A 24,593-nucleotide genomic window follows, 5' to 3' on the forward strand; every position below is an offset into this window, starting at 1 on the left:
CTTAAAGCGGCTTAAAATATCTCTAATTATCAGCATTTAAAACTTGTTCAACCGTTAGGGTTAATTCTGGGAACATTGAGGATTTTATCTCTTGATTTTCGCTAAATTCTGTGATATCATAGAGTCCATACACCAGCTTTAATACAGACACTTTTGCCTCAACTGGATCGACAATCCAATATTCAGGAATTTCCCGCACTGCGTACTCAGATTGTTTGTAACGATAATCATCGATCGCATTGCCCGGACTGACAATTTCTACGGCTAATAAAGGGGGAGATTTCAGTACCGCAGAAGTCATTTCTCTGAGTTCTTGGCGTTGGCTTTCTGTGATAATTACTAAATCGGGAATTCTGGATTTATTGAAAGAGGTGCGAACGCCGATATTTCCAGGTCTGACTTTCCAGTCCAAACCAAGTCTTTCAATCTCTTTGTCGAATTGCTTAAACAGAAAGACCATGATATCTGCGTGCAGTCCACTGGGAGTTGGCATGGGGATGAGTTCTCCGTTTACAAGTTCATATTTGAGATCGGTATTATCATGGTATTCCAGATATTCCTCAAAGGTGTAAGTTTTTTTGGTGAGGGTTTGCAGCATGGGATAATCCTCCGATAAGTTATATATATTGTAATGGGATTTTAAGGCAATGGGTAAGGTAGGCAAAATTTTGCCCTACGACTATGGGAGGGCGGCGTTGCATTCGGGGAAATAAATCATTTGTTATGATCGCTAATTTGCTTGCCCGAATGCTTCGCCCCTCCAGGGTCGATCGCGCATTTAAATTCTGGGTCGTTGTCCGTAACGTCGATAATAACAATAATCTTTGAGAATGCGATCGTGATCGAAACATAATTGTTGGGGTAATTGCCAAATTTCAAAAAGTTGTAAATGTTTGGCATCATCCGCAGCTTTTGGTTCACCGATCGCACTAGCAATAAATACCACACTCAGGGTATGTTGCCTGGGATCGCGATCGGGGTCAGAATACACATAAAATTGTTCAATTAATTCTACTGATAAACTGGTTTCTTCCAGGGCCTCTCGAACCGCCGCAGTTTCCACCGATTCGCCGTAGTCCACAAAGCCACCGGGTAACGCCCAACCCAGAGGCGGATTTTGCCGTTCGATCAGCACAATGGGACGACCGGGGCGATCGATCAGTTCAATAATAATGTCAACGGTGGGAGCGGGATTGCGATAAGTCATAGGGTCCTTGAAGTTTAAAAGTGTAAAGATAGGATTAATTTTATGGTGGTTTGATTAGATTAGATTATAACTGTGCCGTTACATGATAAATTCAGAAACACATCATGTTGGCACGAAGCCAGCATAAGATTCCTGTCTACGAGGAGGGCTCATGCCTTTTCCCAGATCGAGCGGTATTTTGCTTCATCCCACGTCTTTTCCCAGTCGATTCGGTATCGGGGATTTAGGGATAGAAGCGCGTAAATTCATTGATTTTTTAGCAGAAAGTCGCCAAAAGTTTTGGCAAATCTTGCCCCTTGGGCCAACGGGGTATGGTAATTCTCCTTATATGTGCTATTCAGCAATGGCGGGGAATGCTATGCTAATTAGCCTCGATCGCCTTCTTGAAGATGGTTTGCTTGCCTTTGAGGATTTGACCGATCTGCCAGAATTTCCAGCGGATCGAGTAGATTTTGAACGGGCGATCGCCTTCAAAATGCCTCTACTGAAAAAAGCCTGCGAAAATTTCAAGGACAAAGCCACCAGCAAACAACAAGAAGCGTTTCAAAAGTTTTGCTACGACAAATCCTATTGGCTGGATGACTATGCCTTATTTATGGCCATCAAAGAAACCTTAAATGGGGCCAGTTGGCATACTTGGGAACCAGACCTAGCCAAACGCAAGCCCGCAGTCTTAGAACAATGGCGGCGGCGTTTACCCGGAGAGATTTTTTTCCGTAAATTTCTTCAGTTTGAATTTTTCCGCCAATGGTCAGAACTTAAATCTTATGCCAACAAACGAGGCATTCAGATTATTGGCGATATTCCTATATATGTCGCCCACGATAGTGCCGATGTTTGGGCCCATCCAGAAATCTTTTGCCTAGACATGAAAACTGGCGAACCCGCAGGCATGGCAGGAGTGCCACCAGATTATTTTAGTCCTACAGGTCAGCTTTGGGGCAACCCAGTGTATCTCTGGAACCGACTAGAAAAAACCGATTTCCATTGGTGGGTAGAACGATTTCGTTCCATGTTAGCTTATGTGGATGTGATTCGCATCGACCATTTCCGAGGCTTTGAGTCTTTTTGGAATGTCCGCCAAGGGGAAACCACGGCCATGAATGGTAAGTGGATTAAAGCAAAGGGAGAACAGTTACTAGAAGTAATTAAGCAAAAATTGGGTAAATTGCCAATTATTGCGGAAGATTTAGGGGTGATTACCCCAGAGGTAGACGCACTGCGGGATAAGTTTGAATTTCCAGGGATGAAAATCTTGCACTTTGCCTTCGGTTCGGGAGCAGGAAATCCTTATTTGCCGTTTAATTTCTACAACCGAAATTGTGTAGTTTATACCGGCACCCATGACAATGACACCACCGTTGGCTGGTTTAATCAAATGCCGGAACATGAACGCTTGGGCGCTTTGGCTTATTTAGGCCCTGTTCGGTCTTGGGGAATTCATTGGGATTTAATTCAAGTAGCCCTGTCTTCAGTGGCGAATCAAGCGATTATTCCGGTTCAGGATCTTTTAGGACTGGACACCCAAGCCCGGATGAATGTGCCGAGTAAGCCTTCAGGGAACTGGGCATGGCGCTATGAGTTTGGGGCGCTGACTCCAGAAATCCGCGATCGCCTAAAAATGATGACCGAAACATTCGGACGCTGATCCATAGAACTGTCTTAGGTCAAATTAGGGTCAAATTAGGTCAAATTAGGTCAAATTAGGGTCGAGAAATCAGCACTTCCCTTTGGATCACTTGTCCCTGGGCGCCCATTTGTTCCGCTTTGCCATTATTGACCGCTAACAAAACCCCTCCGGCATTCCCTGCCACCACCACCAGTTTCTCCGAAGCTTCCCAAGTGCGCTGAGTGCCGGAGGGCAACATTCCCTCAAATTCCATTTTGCCGTCTGCTTCAATCACGATCCAAGAAGCATCTTTCAAAGTCAGTCCAACTTTTACTCCTTGCCCCCCAAATTTATTGAACTCCTGTGCTGGGGGACTCGGTTTCTGGGCTGATTGCTGTGTGGCGTTTAGTGGGTTGGCCAAAAAGGAGTTTTGAACTACGGGATTCTTTGGTGGCACCGCAGATCCAGATGGCTGAGTTGCTACCAGTGCAACGGTTTTGCTCCCTGGTTCTTGGTTAGCCCTTTGGGTGGCTGATTGATCCAGTTGCTTGGATAAAGTTTGCACCGATAGGATAATTGTAGCCAGATAAACTAGATATAAATGTACGGGGCGAAATTTGAAGCGGGGTAAATAACTAAACAAATCAAACCAAAATTTCTTCAAAACAAATCTTTTTTGGCTGATGGGAAAATCCTGGGCGATCGCCCTGCCATCGAAGCCCAAAAACTTGGCATATCGTAACAGTAACCCTTGAATATAGATCGGTTCAGGTAATCTTTCCAGTTTCCCTTCTTCAATCGCCTGAAGCATTTGCAGTCGAATCATCGTATGCACCGCCACTTCTTCCAGGGAGATCGACTGTTCCAAGCGGGTTTGACGGAGTTGAGCGCCAATTTCCGCCAGTTTAGCCACCTGTTTTTCCCGAATTTGTGCCTGTTTTGTTTGTTCGTTAATCAGTTGTTCAGACTTTTGACTGGTTTTCATGGCGTTCACTCCTGATTAGTTATTGGTTGTTGGTTGGCAGTAATTGATAATTGATAATTAATAATTGATAGCTAATAATTGATAATTGATAATTTTGTTTAATTGTCAATTATCAATTATTAGCTATCAATTATTTTGTGGTTGACTGTTTGCCCCCGTCGGCACGGGGGCTGACCGTTCTGCCCAAGAAGACCCGCCACTCTCTTGCATTCCCTAATCAGTTTTACTCCAAGAAATTTGACTTTGTAAAAAATCAATTTCCTTGGAGGTCAAAGGGCGATAGTCACCAGGGGATAAGGGGGATAAGTTCTCGGTGGGCGATCGCAGCGTAATCGGCCCGATCTCACTGCGATGTAACTCAACCACGGGATAACCCAGCAAAGCCGCCACGCGGCGAATTTGTCGATTGCGTCCCTCCTTGAGTACCACTTGCAAAAGAGTTTGATTGATTTTCCGATCCTGTTTTAACATCTGAACTTCAGCAGGTAGAGTTTGGCGACCATCCAGTAGAACTCCGGCTCGCCAATTTGCCAACACTGATGCCGGGGGATGACCTTTCACCCAGACCTGATAAGTTTTAGAAATTCCATGTTTTGGATGGGTCAATTGATAAGTTAACTCCCCATCATTGGTCAACAATAACGCTCCCGTGCTATGAAAATCTAAGCGACCCACGGGATGAATGCCTTGGTTTTGCATCGGTAACGGCAGCAAATCCAAGACCGTGGGGCGTCCCCGGGGATCAGAACAAGTAGACACAACCCCCGCAGGTTTATAAAGTAACAAATAGACCAATTCAGGCCGATCGCTGGGTTTAACGATTCGACCATCGACCTCAATTCGATCCACTTCGGGGTTGGCCGTTTGTCCCAGATGGACAATTTGACCATTGACCCTCACTCGTCCTTGCTGAATCATGGTTTCCGCTTGACGACGAGAGGCAATTCCCCATTGAGATAAGATTTTTTGCAGTCTAGTTTGCATAGTTGGGACTGCGGTCAGGTATAAGAACAGTGACTCAGGAGTTGAAAAGTACGAGAGGCGATTCGCCCACCGAGCACACAACTCCTGACAAAATTTTACTGTTTCTTGAGTAAAAATGCGATACCCAGGCGGCCAGAAACCCGATTGCTGCGTCCGTAGTCTGTAGAATTGACTACACTGGATCGATCATTCAACCGTCAACCACTCAGTAATTACCCGATGAGTTCTAACCTTATTTTGTCTAAATCAGCAAAAACATTAGATGCCGTCAAGGAAGTTTCACCCAAGTCAGGAAAACTAACCGGAAAACTAATTAGTAAAATTCTGGCGCCCGCCCTAAAGTTTTGGTTGCGATCGCAACTAGACGCCATCGAAAACTTGCAATTAACCATTTCCGGTGGCAACCGGCAAATCCTTTCCGGGTCAATTCCTGGGGTATTAATTTCTGCCAGTCATGCCATTTATCAAGGCATTAGCTTGAGTCAAATATGGTTAGAAGGGACAGGAATTCGTTTCAATATTAGAGAAGTGCTCCAAGGGCAACCTCTGCATCTAATCGATCCCGTTCCCATTAATGCCCAGCTACAGTTTACTCAAGGGGATATTGATGCTTCTTTAGCATCCCCGTTATTTAACCAAGCTATGCAAGAATTTTTAGACTCTTGGTTACATTCTGTGGTCAACTCTTGGGAACAGTTACAAATTAATTTAGGCCAAGATAAATTAACATTGACGGGACTTTGCCAACCAGCGATGCTGCATCCGCAAAGCTACGCGAACGCGATCGCGGAGACAGAAGGGAAAAAATCGGCGGTCCTCCAGATGGGGTTAGAAATCAGAAATGGCCATCAACTCTATTTAGTCAACCCTCAGTTACATATTGCCGGACAAGAGATAATTTATTTAGAACATTTTTCCTGGGATTTCGGGTCATCGGTGATGATTTCCCAATTAACTTTGCTGCCCGGTCAGCTAACTTGTCAAGGGCAAATCATGGTGACGCCGTAATTTTTTGTTGTTTGTTGGTTGTTGTTGGTTGTTTGTTGGTTGGGGAAAGTCGTAGGGGCGTCCTTGCGGAGCATAATCCGTCAGGCTATATGGCCATCCGCCCGTACAAGTTACAGCGGTTTTCTACTGGGTAAACTACATTAACCGCCAGGGAATGAATCCCCGACGTTTGTTGCCACTGATGCAAGATTTCCATTAGAACCGACTAAAATTCTGTAGGGGTCAACAGCCTTTGACCCCTACCAAGCATGATTAGTCGGTTTTAACCGACGATGGCGGCCTTCGCGGGGGCAGGCTTACGCTATGAGGCGGGGATTTTAATCCCCGACGGGTGTGGTTTACTCACCAGAAAACCGCTGTAAAATAAATATCACTATTCACTCTCCCCTCTGCTCCCTCTGCTCCTGAAGCTCCTGAAGCTCCTCTTTTCCCTGTTCCCTGTTCCCTGTTCCCTGTTTTTGTTGTTGGTTGTTATTTGGCAGCAACGAATAAATAACCAAGAAACCGGGTTTCTGCGATCGCTTCTGCTACAAATCAGAGATTTTGATAGAGATTTTGATAGAAACCCGGTTTCTGATTTTAATTCGGTAATAAAGGTAAAATTAAGGTGACAAAGTAGAAGACTAATGGGCCGGTAAAAATATAGCTATCGGTGCGATCGAGAATCCCGCCATGTCCGGGAATTAGGGTTCCCGAATCTTTCACCCCCGCATCCCGTTTCATTAAGGATTCCGTCAAGTCACCCAAAAGACCGGCAATGCCAATTAAAAGACCTAAAATAATCCCGGTTGCCGGCCAAGTTGGCCAGTGCAAATACCAAGAGCCAATAGTGGCGACAAGCACACTGCCGCTAATACCAAATACCGAACCTTCAACGGTTTTTTTCGGGCTGATTTCCGAAAGCGGGGTACGGCCTAAGCATTTGCCGAAAATATAGGCGCCAATATCTGCCGCCCAAATACAACAGAAGGATAAAAAAGTAATCGTTAATCCTTGGGGAATTTGGGTTAGATGATGCCAATTTTCTGGCCAAAAGCCGCCAAAGGGCAGATTACTATATTCGGCATTTTCTATTCCCCGTAACCGCACCCAAAATGTGGGCAAATATCCTACATAAAATAAGCCAAGAATCGAAGCAGAAATATCGGCGATTGTGGCCATTTTTGGCTTAAATAGCAGATAGAAACAAATCCAAGTCCCAGCCAGGGGCAACATGGCATCGGCTAAGGTAGAAGATACCGTAGAAATTGCCAGTAAAATCAGGCTCAAAACTAATGTATTTTTGGCTGAGGGGATAATGCCCTTCGCTCGAACTAGCTGCACATATTCCAGTTGAGCTAGATAGATGATAATTCCCAAGCCAACGGTGAAATACCATCCGCCTAGGAGAATCATCCCTAAAGCGAGGATGACCGCAACAATTCCGCTGATAATTCGAGGCACAGGCATAGCATTAATGATTAAATAATCTGGGAATCAACATTTCAATTGAGCTTCAGCCGCTAGTCTGTATTGTCACCCGGTGAAAAACCTGGTTTTTTGACGAAAAGCATCACTGCCGCCAATTGGATTTCGGTGACAGGGTTCTTTTTTTGAGTTATTCATCGCTATTAATCAATTTTTTCCCCACTCAAAATAAAACTTGGATCGATCGCGGCAAAAATTTGATTTCGGCCTCTGGTTTCTAACCGATTCACTGAAGTTTGTACGACTTCTATATTACGCACTTGTAACTCAGAAAAAGTTTCTGAAATAGCATATAAGTTTTCTAAATTGCCCGCAGTGGCGACGACTCGACCATTGGGTTGCAAATAATTCCAGACTTCTTTGAGCAGAGATTTAATCGGGTTTGCCCCTTCAATACAGACTCGCGTGGGTGGTTCGGCCAGGTCTTTGAGGCATTCGGGGGCACTGCCTTCAATGACTTGCACATTTTCCACTTCAAAGCGATCGCAGTTGCGGCGAATTAAATTAGCCACATCTTCATCTCTTTCTACGGCAATAATCCGACCTTGGGGACATAATAAACCAGTTTCTACGGGAATTGTTCCCGTGCCTGCACCAATATCCCAGAGGACGGTATTTGGTTCTAAACGCAAATGCGCTAACAACAAAATCCTGGTTTCTCTTTTGCTCATGGGAATACCGGGCAAGCGTTCAAATAAATCATCAGAAATACCAGGGCTAATATACGGCCACAAAGAACAAGGCATAGTACATATCAATAATTAAAGATTAACAAACGAATAAGGATTAAGGACTAATGACTACTTTTAGCGTGGTCAGATCCGGCTGACTACACCCAGTTATTGTCCCACCATTCGCCAGAATTTTTTGTAAGAATTCTAAAGAATTCTGCGCGATCGCCTCTCCAGGTATTAATACGGGAATTCCGGGGGGATAAGGACAAACCAACTCGGCGCTAATGCGCCCTACGGTGGCTTCAATGGGTAAAGTTTCCTTGGCAGCAAAGAAAGCCTCTCGCGGGGTCAATGGTGACACGGGATGGACGATCGATCCCCCCGAACCTTCCGGGGAAAGCATCGATCCCCCCCACTTAAAAAGGGGGGAGACATGGAGGTGGGACAAATGCCTGAAACCAGCCACCAGGCGATCGATGTCTGCCGCCGTATTTCCCAGACTAATAATAAAAGTTAGATGCTGTAATCCCGGTAACTCGGCGGTTACACCCAGTTGTGTATGCAAAATTTCATCCGCTTGATAGCCGGTGAGTCCTAAATCTGTGACTTTCACGGTTAAACGAGTGGGATCGAGGTGAGAAAACCCCGGACTGGGCAGGGTTGGCCCGTGGAAAACTTTCAAACCCGGAATTGTGGCTATGTTTGCCCGCGCTGTTGCCGCTAATGCCAAGGTTTTGTCCATGAGTTCAGTACCGGCGATCGCCATCTGCCGACGGGCTGCATCCAAAGAAGCCAGCAATAGATAACTGGGACTACTGGATTGCACCATCTGTAGGGCTAGATTTAACCGATCGCGATCGATTAAATCCCCTTGAACGTGCAACATAGAAGCTTGTGTCATCGCCCCTAAGACTTTATGGGTGGATTGCACCGTTAAATCAGCCCCAGCCGCTAATGCGGCGATCGGTAAATCCCCATGAAAGGCAAAATGTGCTCCATGTGCTTCATCGACTAATAGAGGAATCCCGTGTTGATGGGTAATTTTGGCCATCTCAAGGATATCCCCGCAGATTCCATGATAAGTCGGGTTGACGATCATTACTGCCTTGGCATCGGGGTGCGCCGCCAACGCTGCCACTAGGCTAGAGGTTGAGATAGAATAGGCTAAGTCCCACTCTGGATCGTATTCGGGAGAGATAAAAATCGGTATCGCCCCAGAGAGGATTAAGCCAGAAATCACTGATTGATGAATATTGCGGGGCAGAATAATTTTTTCACCCATACCACAGGTGGCTAAAATTGCCGCCATAATTCCGCCAGTCGAACCATTGACCAAAAAGCGACTTTCGGCAGCGCCATAAGCTTCTGCGGCTAACTCCTGGGCGGTGGCGATCGCGCCCTGGGGGGCAAACAAGTTATCTAACTCCGGTAATTCCGGTAAGTCGGCTTGAAACATTGCCCTTCCTAGCCACGTCCGCAATTCTGAGTCAATTCCTTGGCCGCGCTTATGCCCTGGTGCGTAAAATGGGGCATCAGGACTTTGGGCCATTAATTGCAGGGTTTCTAATAATGGGGCTGATTTTTGGTCGAGTCTAGGCATTCAATGCACCGCCGAGTTTGCTGGTTGAGTTGGCTGGTTGAGTTGGCTGGTTGAGTTGGCTGGTTGAGTTGGCTGGTTAAGTTGGCTGGTTGAATTTGCTGGTTGAATTTGCTGGTGATAGAACTTACGCACAAATCGAATTTGTTGGGGCAATTACCGGGGCAATCCTCTCGCCCCAATCTTACCCTTGAATCGGTTTTAATTAGATAGTTTGTTGCTATTGTGACTAAGGTCAAATAATTTTAAATCACTATTCACTATGCTTAGAGCCGGAATTGTCGGACTACCCAATGTTGGTAAATCTACCTTATTTAATGCTTTGGTCGCCAATGCCAAGGCTGATGCGGCGAATTTTCCCTTTTGCACCATTGAACCAAATGTCGGGGTGGTAGCGGTGCCCGATGAACGGTTGGAGGTGCTGACAAAACTTTCGAGTTCGGCACAAACCGTCCCCACCCGGATGGAGTTTGTGGATATTGCCGGTTTGGTCAAAGGTGCCAGCAAGGGCGAAGGGTTGGGCAACCAGTTTTTATCCCATATTCGGGAAGTGGATGCGATCGTTCATGTGGTGCGGTGTTTTGAGAATGATGATATTATTCATGTCTCCGGTTCCGTTGACCCGTTGCGAGATATTGAAGTCATTAATCTAGAGCTTTGTTTAGCGGATTTAGCCCAGGTTGATCGACGGTGCGATCGCACTCGCAAGCAAGCCCGGGCTAACAAAGATGCCCAAGAGGAACTCGTGGTATTAGAAAAGTTACAAACCGCGTTAAATGAAGGTCAACCCATCCGACTGTTGCCCCTATCCTTAGAAGAAAAAGAAATCATTAAACCCTTGGGTTTATTAACCGCAAAACCCGTGATTTACGCCACCAATGTTTCCGAAGATGACTTAGCCACGGGGAATCAGTGGGTGGAACAAGTGCAAAAATTAGCGGCGATCGAAGCTGCTCAAGTAGTCATTGTTTCTGCCCAAGTAGAATCAGAACTCGTGGAACTTCCCGAAGCAGAACGAGCGGATTTTCTAGAATCTCTTGGGGTTGCCGAAGGGGGATTAAAAACCCTCATTCGGGCTACTTATAAATTATTAGGTTTGCGAACTTTCTTAACCACCGGACCAAAAGAAACTCGCGCTTGGACGATTCACGAAGGAATGTCTGCCCCCCAAGCTGCTGGGGTGATTCACTCGGATTTTGAACGGGGATTTATTCGCGCTGAAACCGTTGCTTATAATGACCTGGTGACTTCCGGTTCTATGCAAGCCGCCAAAGAAAAAGGTTTAGTTCGCAGTGAAGGAAAAGAATATGTAGTTCAAGAAGGAGACGTGATGTTATTCCGATTTAATGTGTAGTTTATTATTAGGGATAATTTCCTATGGCTAACATTATCCAACTGTTGATCATTTGGCTGGTCACGGCTATCAGCTTTGTGATTATTTCCAAAATTCCCACTGGCGTAGAAATTGATGACTTTAACAAAGCTTTATTTTCCGCAGCGGTATTTGGCATTTTAAATGCCCTAGTCCGCCCGGTTATTGCTGTAGTAACTGTGCCAGTTTTAGGGGGAATTTTTTCAGATTTTCTCTTAAGAACTTTGCTGAATATGATTATCTTTGGATTGGCCGCTTATCTGGTGGAAGGATTTCGCTTGCGTTGGGGAATTTGGAGTGCTTTGCTTGGTTCCCTTGCTTTGGGATTTATTAACAGTATCCTCTTGAGTTTTATTCCTATTTAGGGGAAATCGTTTAATAGGCAAATAAACCCGGTTGTCCGATCGCAAAGCGTGCCGGATGGCATTTTTCGATCCCCCCAACCCCCCTTAACAAGGGGGGCTTTTTGGCCGGGGAAAGCCAGAAGTGTATAGTTTCGTCGATCTCAGGTTAATATAGAGAGTATCTTCCTGTTGATCTATGGTATTTGATTCGGTGAATGACTCTCGGTTAGTGTCAGCGCTAAGTAAAAACCCTAATTAAGCGCTAAGTAAATTCTAAAAGGGCGGTAATAGGAATGAGTGTCCCGGAACTAGAAGCAGCAATTCAACGGTATGATGCCGCGATCGCCGATATTGAAAGCAGGATCCAAACAGCGGCGATCGTTCAGGCGAAACTTGTCCGGGATGCGGTGTTAGGTGATGCGGTCAAGTCCGCTACTCGTGATGCGCTTAATTCTAAGGCAGAGAAGTTTGATTTGCCGCAAGTCGTCCCCCAAGCAACTCAGCAGGTGATGACCGAAAAGTCTTTGGAGGCGATCGCGGCTAAAATCATTAATCTCGCTTTGAATGCTGATGGTATTGATACAGAAATTGACCCAACGATCCAGACTGCTGTGGCTACTTTTGCCAAAGAGTTAAGCCAAGAAATAACCCATGAACAGATATTAGAAGTGCTGACCGCTCGTGATGGGGTACAATGGGCTTTAAGCCAAGAAACCCCCGTTTTGACGGGTAAACTTTTGGCACAACTGAAAAGAGGCGATCGCTATTTAAAATCCCCACAATGGCAAACATTAATTAGTCTAATTAACTTAGATGAATGGCGGGAAATGTTCCATCCCCCCCAAACTGCCTGGTGGTGGTATTGCGAACCCAAGCCTTCAGCCCCTACTCCTAAAAGGTTCTCATTCTGGGATTGGCTGGACTTGCCTTGTAACTTGTTAACCTGGTTTTTCTTAACAATTTCCGTTAGCTTAGTCGGAGACATGGCCGCCCAAGTTTTTGCCGGAGACTCCGATAATGCTTTAGGCATATTTGCCCTAATTTCGCCAACAGTCTTGACTTTTTTCTCTGGAAAACAAGCCCTCACTCAAAAAGGCAAAGAAGATATTCAAATTTGGCTAGAAAGTTGGAAGATTCATAAAAAATATGTCCATGAAGTCAGTGCGGTAATTTCTTTATTTCTTTGTGGATTTATTTTGATATTTTATAAGTTGCTAGTTCCAAACATCGCCGATTATTTGGGACAAAAATATGAACAAGCAGGAGAACTGAAGGCTGCCCAACAAAAATATGAATTAGCGGTAAAATTTCAATATACTCCGGCTTATCCAAAACTGGCAAGGGTATTGGTGGAACAAGGAAAACCTGAATATGAGGCAGCGGAAAAAACTATTAGAGAAGGATTGCAAGTTGCTCAGGCAAAAAAAGACCAGCCAAACTTAGACGCTACCCTAGTAGTCTTAAATAAACTTGCCAGAGCATATAATCTGCAAAAAAATACCACGAATACTATTCCCTTGGTTGCAGAGGGTTGGAAAAATAGCAAAGGAGCCAGCGATCGAGTAACGTATAATTTAATGACAAATTATGGGTGGGGTTACTTGAATCGAGAAAATTATAACTATGCCCTGTCTTGGCTAGAGTCAGCCAGAGACATTACCAATACATTACCAGAATTAAGCAAACATCCCGATCATTATTGTCTTTTAGGAATCGTCTATCAACAAATTAATCAGATGCCGAAGAATTGGCAGATATACAGAGAAAATGAAAAAGAATCTTGGGCAAAATGTATTAAATTTTCCAGCGATGAAACTTTAGAAGAAATTGAATGGAGTAAACAAGGTCAAACCTATTTAGATATGATAGAAAAGACAGATAAAGGAGTAAAATAATGTCTATAAAACTCGGTAAAATTGTATATTATTCCGGCGAATTTTATATTCAACGGGATAGGGAGGATCGCTTTGAAAAGTATAATCCCAATAAGGATGATGAAAGCTTGCTTCGTGACGGAGATCAGTTAAAAGTTCCGGCGGGGGTGACGGTCAAAGTACAATGCGATCATAATGATCGAATAGTGACCGTAGCGCAAGAGAGAAGAGTTCCAGTGAAAAATATTTGTCCGATTCCCGTTCCTTTCAGAAGTTCTCAGATTATCTCTGAAAGACTCACAACACTATCTTTTTGTGAAGCGGGGGAAAAGTCTCAACATCGGCATCCTGAAAAACTGGGAGAAATTGCTGAGTATCCGGTTGGTAAAAAATTTCAAATCAAACGGCATTCTTGGGCTGGGTTTAAAGATTATCACTCTACCTGGGGAACGGGACTTTATGAAGGAGATCAACTGAAAGTTCCGCCAGGAGTGACGGTGAAAGTCAGATTTGAGAATAACGAGGAAGTCCAAGTGACTGATAATAACCAACCCTGGGATTTACTGGATAATTGGCAGAATCAGTGAGGTCTGCATAATTACTCATTGAGACTTTGATTACTGTTCAAGCTTGATGAGATTTAGGTCAAGGCGATCGCTTTTAAGAAGCATTAACCAACATTAGCCAACATCACCAACCACTTGACAAAGGATCTAAACTAGATTGGGACTGAAGAATCAACCGAATTAGTTAGTTTTTATCGCTCAATGACTTTAACGCAAGTTTGGGGTGCTTTTCTGATTTTCACCGTCTGTCCTATATTGGGCGGACTACCCCTAATCGCCTGGATTACATGGGCCCTGACTCGGCGAAAATTGGCCGAATTGGGTACGGGCAATATTGGTGTGTCGGCAGCCTTTTACCACGGGGGTAAATTGGCGGGAATTTTGGCGGTGATTTCAGAAGCCCTCAAGGGAATTGCGGCGGTTTTATTAGCAAGGCAATTTTTTCCCCAAAACCCAGAGTGGGAATTGGTGGCTTTAATTGCTTTGGTCATGGGCCGTTATTGGTTGGGCAAAGGCGCGGGAACCACCAATGTAGTCTGGGGGTTTGTCGTCCACGACTGGCGCATTGCTGGGTTGATTTTTTTGATTGGTGGGGTGAGTTTTACCATTTTGCGGGAACGCCAATGGGGACGGACTGGGGTGTTGATACTCATGCCCACGATTACGGCACTATTATATTGGCAACAGTGGGAGCGAACCTGGTTAGCGGCTATTCTAAGTCTGTTGTTATTTTGGATTTATGCACAAATGCCCGATGATTTAGACCTCCCCCCAGAAGAAACTCACCGAGAGTCGGAGAAGATGTTTCGTTTTTTTCAGGGCGATCGCGCCTGCAAAACTCTGAATCAACCCCTAGATCCCAGAAAAGTCGGTCAAAAAGCGGCGACCCTCTCTCAACTGAAACGCTGGGGCTATCCGGTGCCCCCAGGATGGGTTCTGTTGCCCGGAGATGACCCGGAAGCTTTGATCGCCAGCCTGAACCCTAGCCCCAAGTCTCCTTTTATTGTCCGGTCTTCCGGGATTAATGAAGATTTAGATACTGCTTCCGCTGCCGGTCAGTATGCCAGTATCCCGAATATTTGCGATCGCCTTGCCTTGCAACAAGCGATTACTGACTGTTTAAACTCCTACGATCGCCCTGGGGCAGTCAAATATCGGCAAGATCGAAACATTGGCGATGCGGCGATCGCTGTCTTAATTCAGCCCCAAATTCGCGGCGTCTTTTCTGGCGTCGCTTTCAGCCGTGACCCGATCCAGCGTCAGGGAGACGCGGTGATGATTGAAGCCTTACCGGGAGACTGTAGCCAAGTCGTCTCTGGCAAAAAAACCCCGGAACGCTATCAAGTTTTGGTCAGTGCAGCGAAAGCCACCGATCCCACCGATCCGATCGATTCAACAAGCTATCCCCCGGAAAATATCAGAAATAGCAGTTGGAAACTTCCCCCAGACCTGAACCTGCCCATCCAAGGCAAAGGCGATATTCCGGCGATCGTCATCGAACAAATCGCTTTTTTAGCCCGTCACATAGAAAACCGTTATCACGGCATCCCCCAGGACATCGAATGGACTTATGATGGCCAAAAATTTTGGATTTTGCAAAGTCGTCCCATCACCACCTTACTACCGATTTGGACGCGCAAAATTGCCGCCGAAGTCATCCCCGGAATCATTCATCCCCTCACTTGGTCAATTAATCGTCCCTTAACCTGCGGTGTTTGGGGTGAACTTTTTACCCTCGTCCTCCAAGACCAAGCCCAAGGTCTTAATTTTCAAGAAACCGCCACCTTACATTATTCTCAGGCTTATTTTAACGCCTCTTTATTAGGAGAAATTTTTCGCCGCATGGGTTTACCTCCAGAAAGCTTAGAATTTCTCACCAGAGGATCTAAATTTAGCCAACCTCCCCTCACCGCTACCCTGAAAAATATTCCCGGTTTGCTTCGATTAATTGGTCGAGAAATCCAACTAGCCGATGACTTTTACAGAGCCTATAAAAATCGCTTTGGCCACGCATTAACTAAGCTGGCAAAACAACGGGATCAAAGTTGGGATTTCACTGCCATAAAATTAACCCCGAAATCCCTAATTGAACGAATTGATGCGATATTAGAATTGCTTTCCGATTGCACCTACTACAGTATTTTAGCCCCGTTAAGTTTTGCTTTCCGTCGAACTTTATTGCGAGTAGAAGATAGTGAACTAGACTATAGCCAAACCCCGGAAGTGGCCGCAGTGCGATCGCTCCAAGAACTCGCCAACAACACCCGGATGCTACTGCCTAATTTAAATCAACTGTTGCCAGATTATCAAAACCAAGGCGGTGACTCTTCCCAACTCTTTGCCACTCTAGCGGAAATTCCCGAAGGTCAAACCGTCTTCGATCAATTTGAACAATTCCTTAACCGCTACGGATATCTCAGCGAAACAGCCACCGATATCACCGTTCCTCGCTGGAAAGAAAACCCCCGGTTCTTAAGAAATTTATTTGCCCAATTGCTTTTTCATCCCTCCCCTGTCCCAGTCAAAACTTATAGCTCCAACGTCCCAACCCACATTGTCCAGAAACGCCTTCAACTCAAAGGCAAAGTGACAGAAGTTTATCATAAACTTTTAGCGGAACTGCGCTGGAGTATCTTAGCCTTAGAAAAACTTTGGCTCAATGCCGAACTATTTTTTGAATCCGGAGATATCTTTTTTTTGGAATTATCAGAAATTCGTCAATTATTGCCCCTGGATTTATCGAGTATTGCCACGAACACTGAACTAATCGAAGAAGTTCTCGATCCCCTGTATGACTTAATCGAAGCCCGTCGGGATCAACGGCAACAAGATGCGGAAATTCCCTCAGTCCCGCTAATTGTTTATGGGAACTCTCCCCCGACCAGTCCCAAATCCTACCTCGTAACTTCCGAAGCCCAAATCCAGGGAATTGGTGCCAGTCCCGGAGTGATTCAAGGTCGAATCAAAATTCTGAAAACTTTGCAGTTATCCGCCACCATTGACCGAGAAACTATTCTCGTTGTCCCCTATACCGACGCTGGTTGGGCTCCTTTGTTAGCCCGCGCTGGGGGCATCATTGCCGAAGTGGGCGGTCAACTCTCTCATGGGGCGATCGTTGCCCGTGAATATGGAATTCCCGCCGTGATGGACATTCACGATGCCATGCAAATTTTCCGCGATGGCGATCTAGTCAGAATTGATGGTGGTCAAGGAATTGTCGAATTGCTCTAAAATTACCCTGCAACAATCAGTAAATTTACTTAAGCTCTTCCGCATTTAAACTGGGATAACAGCATTTCCCTTGTTTTTTAACTTTCGAGACCATTTAATAATTAAACCTCCTTGATTTAATAATTTATGTAATAAAAATTCCAGTTCCTCAATTGAAGTAAATAGTCGATTGGCAATATATTCTTTACTCCAGTGCCACACCAACTCCATTAAGTTGTAATCTGGACTATATTCTGGAAGAAATTCTAGATGTATGTTTGGCATTTCTGACTCAATTTTATCAAGGCAATCCTGTTTTTTATGAAAACTGGCATTGTCCAGAATTATCACAATTTTTGGTCTGGTCACAGAAAAATCTTCCGCTCGGTTCCCTCGGTCAACCCACTCTTCTATTACTTCTTGATAAAAAATCTGTAGAACGTCATAAAAACTTTCCGAATTGCTTTTATTTAAAAAATATACAAATCTTTTTTGAGCGGAGTACCCGAATGATCCCATTACATTGACCCTTCCTTTTCTGCTCCCATTACCTTACTTACGAGGTCTTCCTTTTTTATACCAATTTTTTCTTCTTATTACTCTTAAACTAGATCCGCTTTCGTCCCAAAATTATACCTGTAAAAGCTCTTTTTTTTCTATTTGCAAATATTTTTTTATTTTTGGCTAAAATGCTTCTCTATTGACCTCATTTCTCTGGAAATCCAAGCTATACTTTGCCCACAGGTAAACATACTTTTTTTACCTTATCCTCCGCACTTGAGACCCGCTCAGTTTAATTCCAGTAACTATTTCTAGATAAGTAGCTAGTCTCGCAGCCGTCCATCTCCAAACTCATATCCCAGTTCTTTGGGTTCGGTCTCTATAGTTGTTAATAAAATTTATATATATTCATCTGTAACTTTCTTGTTGTTTCCTTTCATTCTTTCATCTTTTAAACTTTCTAGATTGTCTGGATCTCCATGAACGCACCAGTATGAAACTGTGTTAATTGAGCAGCCAATAAATTCAGCTATTTTAGCTTGTGTCTTTCCGTCATTGAGTAAGAGAATTATTAAAATCCTTTCTCGGATTTCTCCATTTTCTTCCTCTTTCAAGGCTTTCTGAAGTTTCAGATGAGTCTCTGGCGTTAAATGATTCTTGGCTGGCATTCGCGTGCTGGTGATTTGGCTGAACTTTTATTGCTATTATACCCAATTTAAGTGCCGAACAGCTTATGTTAACTCAAACACAATATTTCCTTGACTATCTCTACTGTGTAATTCTCGGAATCTACTCCGGCGATCCCAGGCTTTCCTCAATCCATCACTAAAGCATTCAGCTAAAAAAGCAAATACATCAAAAATGGTTTATTTTCCACTGCCATTCGGCGATAAAAATACCGTTACTGGAGTAATAATTTTTAATTATATATCCCGTAATGCTCGGTAATTTTGAACTCGCAGTGATTCTAGTCTATGGATAGATTTTATAGCCATATTTTGATTCGTATTTTTTACTTGTTTTAACTTGTTTTAACTTGAAGATTGGGTTAGCATATCATACCCGATCGCCCAAGGTTTTATCTTACCTCAGAAATCAGGCTGATTTGATTGTGGAGTCCTTTTGCTCATGCGATCGCTTTCCCACGAAAAAAAACCTGGAGTCAGAAACAGGGTTTCTTTGTACCATCTCAGTTTTGACACAAAAATTGTCATAGAAACCCGGTTTCTTTTTCCTCAACGGGCGATTCCCGCAAGGAATCCGATCAAAGCGGAATCCCTTTAATTATCCGTTAGTGGTGGGGCAATAGGTGACAAATGGGTAGAATAGTTTGGCTAGATGATTGGGAAAATTTGATAAAATTTGCTTAAATCTCGATTTTCTAGCATCCTCACCTTTCTCGACCTTATGGAAAAAATCCTTAACCTTCAGATTGAAAAACTCCCAGAAGGGGTGTACTTGGCAACCTCTGATGAACTGCCTGGGTTAGTGGCCCAGGGACGAACCATAACTGAAACCTTGGAAATTGCCCGTGATGTGGCACGAAAACTATTAGAAGCCAAAGCGGAACGAAACCAAACAGACTTATTAAAACCCATAGGTGATCGCTTCAACTATCCGTTAGTAGTGGGGCAGTAGGTGAAAAATGGGCAGATTAGCTGGATTTCGTTATCGAGAAATTGTCAAAATTCTTAAATCTTTTGGCTTCGTTTTTGACCGACAAGCCGCAGGCAGCCATGAAATTTGGTATAATCCTGACAGAAATTTTTATACCACTATTCCCAATCACCCAGGGGATATGCCAGAGGGAACTCTCCGGGCAATTCTTAAGCAAGCTGATATTACTCCCGAAGACTTTCTCAACGCCTCAAAGTAAAAGAAACCCGGTTTCTGATATCGGAGGCGATCGAAGCGATTCACTTGCCAAAAGAGACAGTGGTAGGGTGGGTTAGGCGACGACAATATGTAGCAAAAAACCTTGATATTTAGATCCGCCGTAACCCACCATCATTCCCGGAATTGAGGCGCGATCGCTCTTTCACAAATCGTCATCACTGCGATATATTTCAATTTTATTCATGTTATCTCTAGATTAAATAGAAGCGCAATAAATCAAAGCTTTTATTTATGGATATTTCAATAAATTCAGTTCAGAGATAAAGCGATAATCTCGTTGGTTTTTACTCAGTAGGGGAATTTGATTTTCAATCGCTGTGGCAGCGATCAAAGCGTCTGCTATCAATAACCCATGACTCAGATAGTAGCTACGCATTAATTCTTCTGCTTTGGTAGATATCTCACGGTTCAGTTGAAAAATCGAAAACTGTCTAAGGAATTTGTCCAAAGCTTCTAACTCTTGTTTATTGCGACAGCCAACAATTAACTCTAACTCAGTAATTATACTAATTGTTAGCAAAAATTTTTGTGATTCTTTAACCAGACGTTCTTTAGCAATTGAGTCGTTATTTGCCAAGTCAATCAAGAGATCGGTGTCGATCAAAATGGAGTTCATTTTACTGATGCCAATGTTGTTGTCGGATATTTCTCACCCATTGACTACTGTTTTGGGTATCTTGCCGATCGCTCCACATTCCAATAAAAGGTTGCTCCTCTAATTGCAGAGGATTAATCGGTGAGTTTTGCTTGGTTTCATAACGTTTTTTTAAGACTGCAACCAGATCGGCAATAATCTTTTGAGATTCTTCCGGGAGTTCTTGAATTTCTAGGAGCAGTTTCTCAGCAGAGGAAAAAGACATTTTTCGGCGGTAATGCAGAATATTTAATCCTATAATACCACAAAATATTCAAAAAGTCCAAAATTCTAAAAGTTGTAGCGCAATTTGTAGGGTGGGTTAGGCGGTGACAATATGTAGCAAAAAACCGTGATATTTAGATCCGCCGTAACCCACCGTCATGGCAGGGATTCATGCGCGATCGCTCTTTCGCAAATCGTCATCACTGCGATATATTTCAATTTTATTAATGTTATCTCTAGATTAAATAGAAAAGCAAAAATAGGCGATCGCTCTTTCACAACCTTTCACAACCGGCAAAGAAACCGGGTTTCTGACCTCCGAGGCGATTTAACGAAATATTTTCACCTTTTCTAGCGAAAGCGATAAAGATTTCGCCGTTTGTTCTATAGTTAAAGTGCCTCTTGCTCCCAAAATGGCAACACTTATCGGCTGATTGTAGCAATTCGCTATGACCTGGGAATTATTTTCATCCGATTTATTGGCACTCATAGCGAGTATGACAAAGTAGATGCAGAAATTGTTTAAATAGAGGTCAATATATGGAAGTGCGCCCAATTAGAACTGAAACCGATTATCAGGAAGCCCTTCGAGAAATCGAGTTACTATTTAATGCCGCCCCAAACAGTCCTGAGTCCGATCGCTTAGATATCCTCAGCACTTTGGTGGAAGTCTATGAGAAAAAACAAATTGCGATCGCCATTCCCGATCCGATCGAAGCGATTCACTATTATATGGAAACTCGTGGATGGTCTCGTCGCGATCTAGAGTCCTGTCTCGGCAGTCGAGCTAGAGTATCTGAGGTATTATCTCGGCAACGTCCCTTGACTTTGAATATGATTCGGAAGTTGAATCAAGAACTGGGAATTCCTGCTGAAATTCTCATTCAACCCTATCAGGCAAAAATCCCCGCGTAAGTCACCAACAATTAAGCAGGAGGCGATCGCCGATGGAAGAGCGATCGCTGCTAATTCTCTGCTGAAATTACTGACTACATTGCCAGATATTGCCGGTGATTTTCCTGAGATTGATGAAGCAATACTTTGAGGTGGGGATCAGGTGAATTTTCTATAACTGGATACAACTTCCCACAGCCACTTCTTAATAGGCATAGGATGTTCTTCCAACGTGGCACCTAATATTTTTTCAGTCGATTCTGCCAACTGCAACCAATCATCAAAGCCTTCCCCACTGTGATTGCCATCATTATCTTCTAAAACTAAATTTGTTAGTAAAGCTAACCAAAGTAGGCATAGACTTATTCTATTCCAATATTGATACTGACGATATCTGAGAAATGGTTGGGCTAAAATATTTTGAGCATTTTGTTGTAACTTGATTATTTGATCGATCCAATAATTTCTTCTCTCTATCTGAGAATTGACGATCGCCCAGGCTGCCACTTGAATTAACTCGATGCCATAAGATAAATCATAGAATATAGATTCGATGGTTTCATCTTCTTTTTTCTTTGGCTTATTACATTTTGAATACATTTGTATTTTAAACTTATTAAAAAGGAATGACAGCCAGAACTCTGTTACTCGATCAATACACAAATTACCATCATCAACTAATGGCATTAGAAAATCTTCAGTTGTGGAAACTGACCAATCTCCTTCACTAGGCCCACTCAAACGATGTACCACTGTTTCAAAATCTGAATCGGATATAGTCGAAGGAAAGCATTGACGCATTTTAGTAAATATGTCTTGTCGGAGTTTCTTTAAGTCCTCATTCTCTGTTTTTTCTTGACAATTGGCTTTAGTCCTTAGTTCAAATATCCATTCAGCTAAGGTATAAAGTTGTTCTAATTCCGGTAGGACTGATAGAGTTGCAAAAACTTGATCGGAATCAACTTTGGAATAGTTGCCATAATACAGACTGCGAGCCGCAATAGCTCGCACTAATGGAATATCGCTTTTTAAGAAAGATGGCAAAAAATCACTATTTTTTGTATATCCAAAGCGGATTTCTAGTAAATCAAGTATAACTTGCTTCAGCATGAAGGTAATTGTGTGTTGGTAATTACATTTCTTAACCTTTTCAGATTCATTGTCAGGTATATTGGCAAGAGCTTGTTGTAGCTTTGAGATAGTCTGAACGAGTTTTTCTGAATTTAAGGCTCCTAGAACTTGAGTTGCGTAACTGATGCCATTATCTTCAAGGCAGATAGACCACATTTGCCAATCAACCGAGTTCAAAAGATAGTCAGATTTTCGGATAGCCTTGGCAAAATTTAATTTCATTAAATCTTTAATCCTGTTAGCTTCAAGATGAGTATCTGCCTTAAATGATTTAATAGGCCAAGCTAACTGCTTAGGTATTTTTATGAGCATTTGCTCAAGTTTATTTGCTAGAACGCTTCCATCAGAATCAATAATTTTATTGAGATCGCCATTCACATCACAACTGTGATTCAAAAAACTACAAATTTTTTGCCAAATTTGAGTAAATTCAGCTAAATCATTAGGATTAATCAGCCTTTCAATTAATTCATTGAGTTCGGTTTCTATTTCTAGAGTATCACTTGGATTCTCTTCGATTTCTCCATTCTGCTGATTTGTATAAGATTCACCAAATGGATAAAGTTGGATAACCTTGTAGTTTTTATCAGGCGGTGGATTGCGTAGTTCTTGGATATATGCGGCAACATCTCCAAGAATATCATAAGGAATTGGCGTAATTAAGAGTGGATGGTTGCTAGTAGCGCCTTGAATAGAATTAGATAAATGATAACCAGCTTTCAGCTTGCCTTCATTATTATAGACTATGATATAGCGATCGTGAAATAACTGATCGGCTTTCTCTGTTAAACTTCTGACATCTAAAAGGTTAAATTTTAGCCGAGATAACAACAACTGTATATCAGTTCTATTACAGATTTCTTTAAGCCTTGTTGCCCGATTAGGTTCTCTGTCCAGGTTAGGATCCTCTGGATATGAAGAATTAGCTTGGGTATTTGCCATAACGATGTATTCAGCTTGAACAGCACTGACTCTGGCAATCACTTCTGAGATTCCTGACTCATCAAAATATGGATCCACTATTAAAACTTTACTTGCTGAGGCATCATCTGTTAAATATTGAAGCCACTTGAAAAAAGTAAATTTTCCAGGTTCATCAGATACCGAACCCCAACCATTTTTAATAAACAAACCTTCAGAAGGTTTAGAGAAAATAGTTTTAACCGATGAGTAAACCTCCTCACCTTCCATAATCCAAGGATCGATCTGGTTACTGCGGATAGGATACTGTTCATAATGAGTTTGTGTAACGATCTCAGCTTGCTCAACTTGTTCCTTTAATTTTTTAGCTTTACCAGCCTCTTGAAGCCAATTTGATTTCATTCGGCCTTGAAACCCTATTAATCCTTGATTAATCTTAATTTGCTTGAGCAGTGGAGATGAACTTTCATACCATATTTCTGCTACATCTTGCTCTTCTGCTTTTATCCAAATTGTCACCATGTACTTAGTAATTTCCTGCTGAGTTTTGCAACTAACACACACATTTTTAGTTTCATCAACAATATCCAAAGTTTTTAAGCAATCAAGGCTAACCTCACGATCGTTGTACAGACGGCAACGTATTGTAGCTTGCGTGCCTATTGGAATAGTTCCTGATGGAATTTCAATGGTTGCCTTGTAAGCAGGAGAGTCAAAGCTTATTTTTACGTTTGCTTTTTCATAATCATCGGCGGCGGGAAAGCAGAACCATTCGATATTGCCCAAGCGTTTGCTATCTGTACCACAAAAATCCAGCCCTGTTTCTTCCTTCAATTTAACAAGAAAATCCTTGACGAAATCATTGTATTGACTCGGATCTATATCATTGGGGGATTGAAAAAGATCCAGTTTTCCAAGACGACTAAGGGAACCGACAAAAGCTGGGACAACTTGATTAGGACTAGATATTGATTTAAGTTCATCCATTATGGTCATTTGAAACCATGTAGGTTGAACAAAAACCACTGGTCTAACCGAAAATAAATTAGCGACTGCTTGTGATGAAGGGGCAATACAAAATTGTCCACAAGGATGAGTTATACCCTTTCTTAAAGGTAAATTTAATTTAAACTGCTGACAGGCTGATGCTAAATCATTTCCATGACAAAGTTCTTTGATTAAATCAAAAATTACTTGGCCATGATGATGAAAAGTTAATTGATATAGTTTAAGTTTAGACTTGTCCAGTAATGTGCTGATAGACCAATAATTTAAATTACGAACCAATCTGGGGATAATCCAGGCATATATTAAACGATATTCTCTTGCGTTTTTACTCTTTTTTATTTCTAAAAGCCAAAGAGTAAAATCACAAGCATCCGAAGGATTACGGCTAAATAATCTAGACAAGCGATTATCATTGCTTAGAGATTCTAAAGACTGCATTAAACTGGTAACTTTTTCAGATTTCATGGACATAATTTTGGCTCGGTA

General features: G+C 42.9%; 21 protein-coding genes and 2 pseudogenes. 11 read left to right on the forward strand and 12 right to left on the reverse strand.

The features are described from left to right. Positions 1-22: 22 nt before the first annotated feature. Positions 23-664: a Uma2 family endonuclease gene (locus tag ABWT76_RS23000; RefSeq protein ID WP_231636741.1), complete on the reverse strand. Its 642-nt coding sequence runs from the start codon at positions 662-664 to the stop codon at positions 23-25. Positions 665-778: 114 nt separating this feature from the next. After that, the gene (locus ABWT76_RS23005) at positions 779-1,207 is read right to left on the reverse strand and encodes an NUDIX hydrolase (RefSeq protein ID WP_054466075.1); all 429 of its coding nucleotides are present in this window, start codon (positions 1,205-1,207) and stop codon (positions 779-781) included. 151 nt (positions 1,208-1,358) lie between these two features. On the opposite strand from ABWT76_RS23005, the gene malQ reads away from it, so the two are divergent. Continuing rightward, on the forward strand, positions 1,359-2,855 hold the full coding sequence (gene malQ / locus ABWT76_RS23010) for a 4-alpha-glucanotransferase (protein ID WP_054466076.1): 1,497 nt from the start codon (positions 1,359-1,361) through the stop codon (positions 2,853-2,855). Positions 2,856-2,910: 55 nt separating this feature from the next. On the opposite strand, the gene ABWT76_RS23015 is transcribed toward malQ, so the two are convergent. Together ABWT76_RS23015 and ABWT76_RS23020 are read right to left on the reverse strand one after the other, a co-directional pair. Continuing rightward, positions 2,911-3,801, reverse strand: a complete 891-nt coding sequence (locus ABWT76_RS23015; RefSeq protein WP_054466077.1) for a RodZ domain-containing protein — start codon at positions 3,799-3,801, stop codon at positions 2,911-2,913. A 213-nt stretch (positions 3,802-4,014) separates the two neighbouring features. Beyond that, positions 4,015-4,785 (reverse strand): pseudouridine synthase, encoded by a 771-nt coding sequence (locus tag ABWT76_RS23020; RefSeq protein WP_054466078.1) that lies wholly within the window; start codon positions 4,783-4,785, stop codon positions 4,015-4,017. Positions 4,786-5,004: 219 nt separating this feature from the next. Between ABWT76_RS23020 and ABWT76_RS23025 the strand changes: the two genes are divergently transcribed. Then, positions 5,005-5,793 (forward strand): DUF2993 domain-containing protein, encoded by a 789-nt coding sequence (locus ABWT76_RS23025; protein WP_054466079.1) that lies wholly within the window; start codon positions 5,005-5,007, stop codon positions 5,791-5,793. Between the two features lie 579 nt (positions 5,794-6,372). On the opposite strand, the gene ABWT76_RS23030 is transcribed toward ABWT76_RS23025, so the two are convergent. The 4 genes from ABWT76_RS23030 to ABWT76_RS23045 form a co-directional block, all read right to left on the reverse strand. Beyond that, the gene (locus ABWT76_RS23030) at positions 6,373-7,242 is read right to left on the reverse strand and encodes a phosphatidate cytidylyltransferase (protein ID WP_054466080.1); all 870 of its coding nucleotides are present in this window, start codon (positions 7,240-7,242) and stop codon (positions 6,373-6,375) included. Between the two features lie 161 nt (positions 7,243-7,403). Next, positions 7,404-8,006: a precorrin-6Y C5,15-methyltransferase subunit CbiT gene (gene cbiT / locus ABWT76_RS23035; RefSeq protein WP_054466081.1), complete on the reverse strand. Its 603-nt coding sequence runs from the start codon at positions 8,004-8,006 to the stop codon at positions 7,404-7,406. 40 nt (positions 8,007-8,046) lie between these two features. Continuing rightward, on the reverse strand, positions 8,047-9,534 hold the full coding sequence (locus tag ABWT76_RS23040; protein WP_054466082.1) for an aminotransferase class I/II-fold pyridoxal phosphate-dependent enzyme: 1,488 nt from the start codon (positions 9,532-9,534) through the stop codon (positions 8,047-8,049). Next, positions 9,535-9,687, reverse strand: a complete 153-nt coding sequence (locus ABWT76_RS23045; protein WP_156331687.1) for a hypothetical protein — start codon at positions 9,685-9,687, stop codon at positions 9,535-9,537. It abuts the gene before it with no gap. Positions 9,688-9,793: 106 nt separating this feature from the next. Between ABWT76_RS23045 and ychF the strand changes: the two genes are divergently transcribed. The 5 genes from ychF to ABWT76_RS23070 all read left to right on the forward strand — a co-directional run bounded on the left by ychF (position 9,794) and on the right by ABWT76_RS23070 (position 16,918). Then, on the forward strand, positions 9,794-10,885 hold the full coding sequence (gene ychF / locus ABWT76_RS23050) for a redox-regulated ATPase YchF (protein ID WP_054466083.1): 1,092 nt from the start codon (positions 9,794-9,796) through the stop codon (positions 10,883-10,885). Positions 10,886-10,908: 23 nt separating this feature from the next. Continuing rightward, positions 10,909-11,268 (forward strand): phage holin family protein, encoded by a 360-nt coding sequence (locus ABWT76_RS23055; RefSeq protein WP_354635003.1) that lies wholly within the window; start codon positions 10,909-10,911, stop codon positions 11,266-11,268. Between the two features lie 272 nt (positions 11,269-11,540). Further along, on the forward strand, positions 11,541-13,142 hold the full coding sequence (locus ABWT76_RS23060; protein ID WP_354635004.1) for a hypothetical protein: 1,602 nt from the start codon (positions 11,541-11,543) through the stop codon (positions 13,140-13,142). Next, the gene (locus ABWT76_RS23065; RefSeq protein ID WP_054466087.1) at positions 13,142-13,708 is read left to right on the forward strand and encodes a hypothetical protein; all 567 of its coding nucleotides are present in this window, start codon (positions 13,142-13,144) and stop codon (positions 13,706-13,708) included. Before ABWT76_RS23060 ends, ABWT76_RS23065 begins: the two co-directional genes overlap by 1 nt. Positions 13,709-13,888: 180 nt before the next feature. After that, positions 13,889-16,918, forward strand: a complete 3,030-nt coding sequence (locus tag ABWT76_RS23070) for a glycerol-3-phosphate acyltransferase (protein WP_354635005.1) — start codon at positions 13,889-13,891, stop codon at positions 16,916-16,918. Between the two features lie 45 nt (positions 16,919-16,963). On the opposite strand, the pseudogene ABWT76_RS23075 reads toward ABWT76_RS23070, so the two are convergent. Further along, positions 16,964-18,066: pseudogene (locus ABWT76_RS23075) on the reverse strand (IS630 family transposase). A gap of 694 nt (positions 18,067-18,760) precedes the next feature. Here ABWT76_RS23075 and ABWT76_RS23080 point away from each other — a divergent pair. Further along, positions 18,761-19,036, forward strand: a complete 276-nt coding sequence (locus ABWT76_RS23080; protein ID WP_242049929.1) for a type II toxin-antitoxin system HicB family antitoxin — start codon at positions 18,761-18,763, stop codon at positions 19,034-19,036. Between the two features lie 7 nt (positions 19,037-19,043). Continuing rightward, positions 19,044-19,274, forward strand: a complete 231-nt coding sequence (locus ABWT76_RS23085; RefSeq protein WP_190878911.1) for a type II toxin-antitoxin system HicA family toxin — start codon at positions 19,044-19,046, stop codon at positions 19,272-19,274. 249 nt (positions 19,275-19,523) lie between these two features. Here the strand turns inward: ABWT76_RS23085 and ABWT76_RS23090 are convergent, their stop codons facing one another. Together ABWT76_RS23090 and ABWT76_RS23095 are read right to left on the reverse strand one after the other, a co-directional pair. Continuing rightward, positions 19,524-19,910, reverse strand: a complete 387-nt coding sequence (locus tag ABWT76_RS23090; protein WP_190878913.1) for a type II toxin-antitoxin system VapC family toxin — start codon at positions 19,908-19,910, stop codon at positions 19,524-19,526. Between the two features lies 1 nt (position 19,911). Beyond that, entirely contained in the window at positions 19,912-20,154 is a 243-nt protein-coding gene (locus ABWT76_RS23095) for a hypothetical protein (protein ID WP_054466091.1), read from the reverse strand. Positions 20,155-20,580: 426 nt separating this feature from the next. Between ABWT76_RS23095 and ABWT76_RS23100 the strand changes: the two are divergent. After that, a pseudogene (locus tag ABWT76_RS23100) lies at positions 20,581-20,679 on the forward strand (type II toxin-antitoxin system HigB family toxin); the annotation flags it as partial. A gap of 14 nt (positions 20,680-20,693) precedes the next feature. After that, on the forward strand, positions 20,694-21,068 hold the full coding sequence (locus ABWT76_RS23105) for a type II toxin-antitoxin system HigA family antitoxin (RefSeq protein WP_054466092.1): 375 nt from the start codon (positions 20,694-20,696) through the stop codon (positions 21,066-21,068). A 138-nt stretch (positions 21,069-21,206) separates the two neighbouring features. Here ABWT76_RS23105 and ABWT76_RS23110 read toward each other — a convergent pair whose 3' ends face one another. Beyond that, the gene (locus tag ABWT76_RS23110) at positions 21,207-24,572 is read right to left on the reverse strand and encodes a VPA1262 family protein (protein WP_354635007.1); all 3,366 of its coding nucleotides are present in this window, start codon (positions 24,570-24,572) and stop codon (positions 21,207-21,209) included. Positions 24,573-24,593 lie beyond the last annotated feature (21 nt).

This window comes from Planktothricoides raciborskii GIHE-MW2, assembly GCF_040564635.1.
In the GTDB taxonomy this organism is placed as follows: Bacteria; Cyanobacteriota; Cyanobacteriia; order Cyanobacteriales; family Laspinemataceae; genus Planktothricoides; species Planktothricoides raciborskii.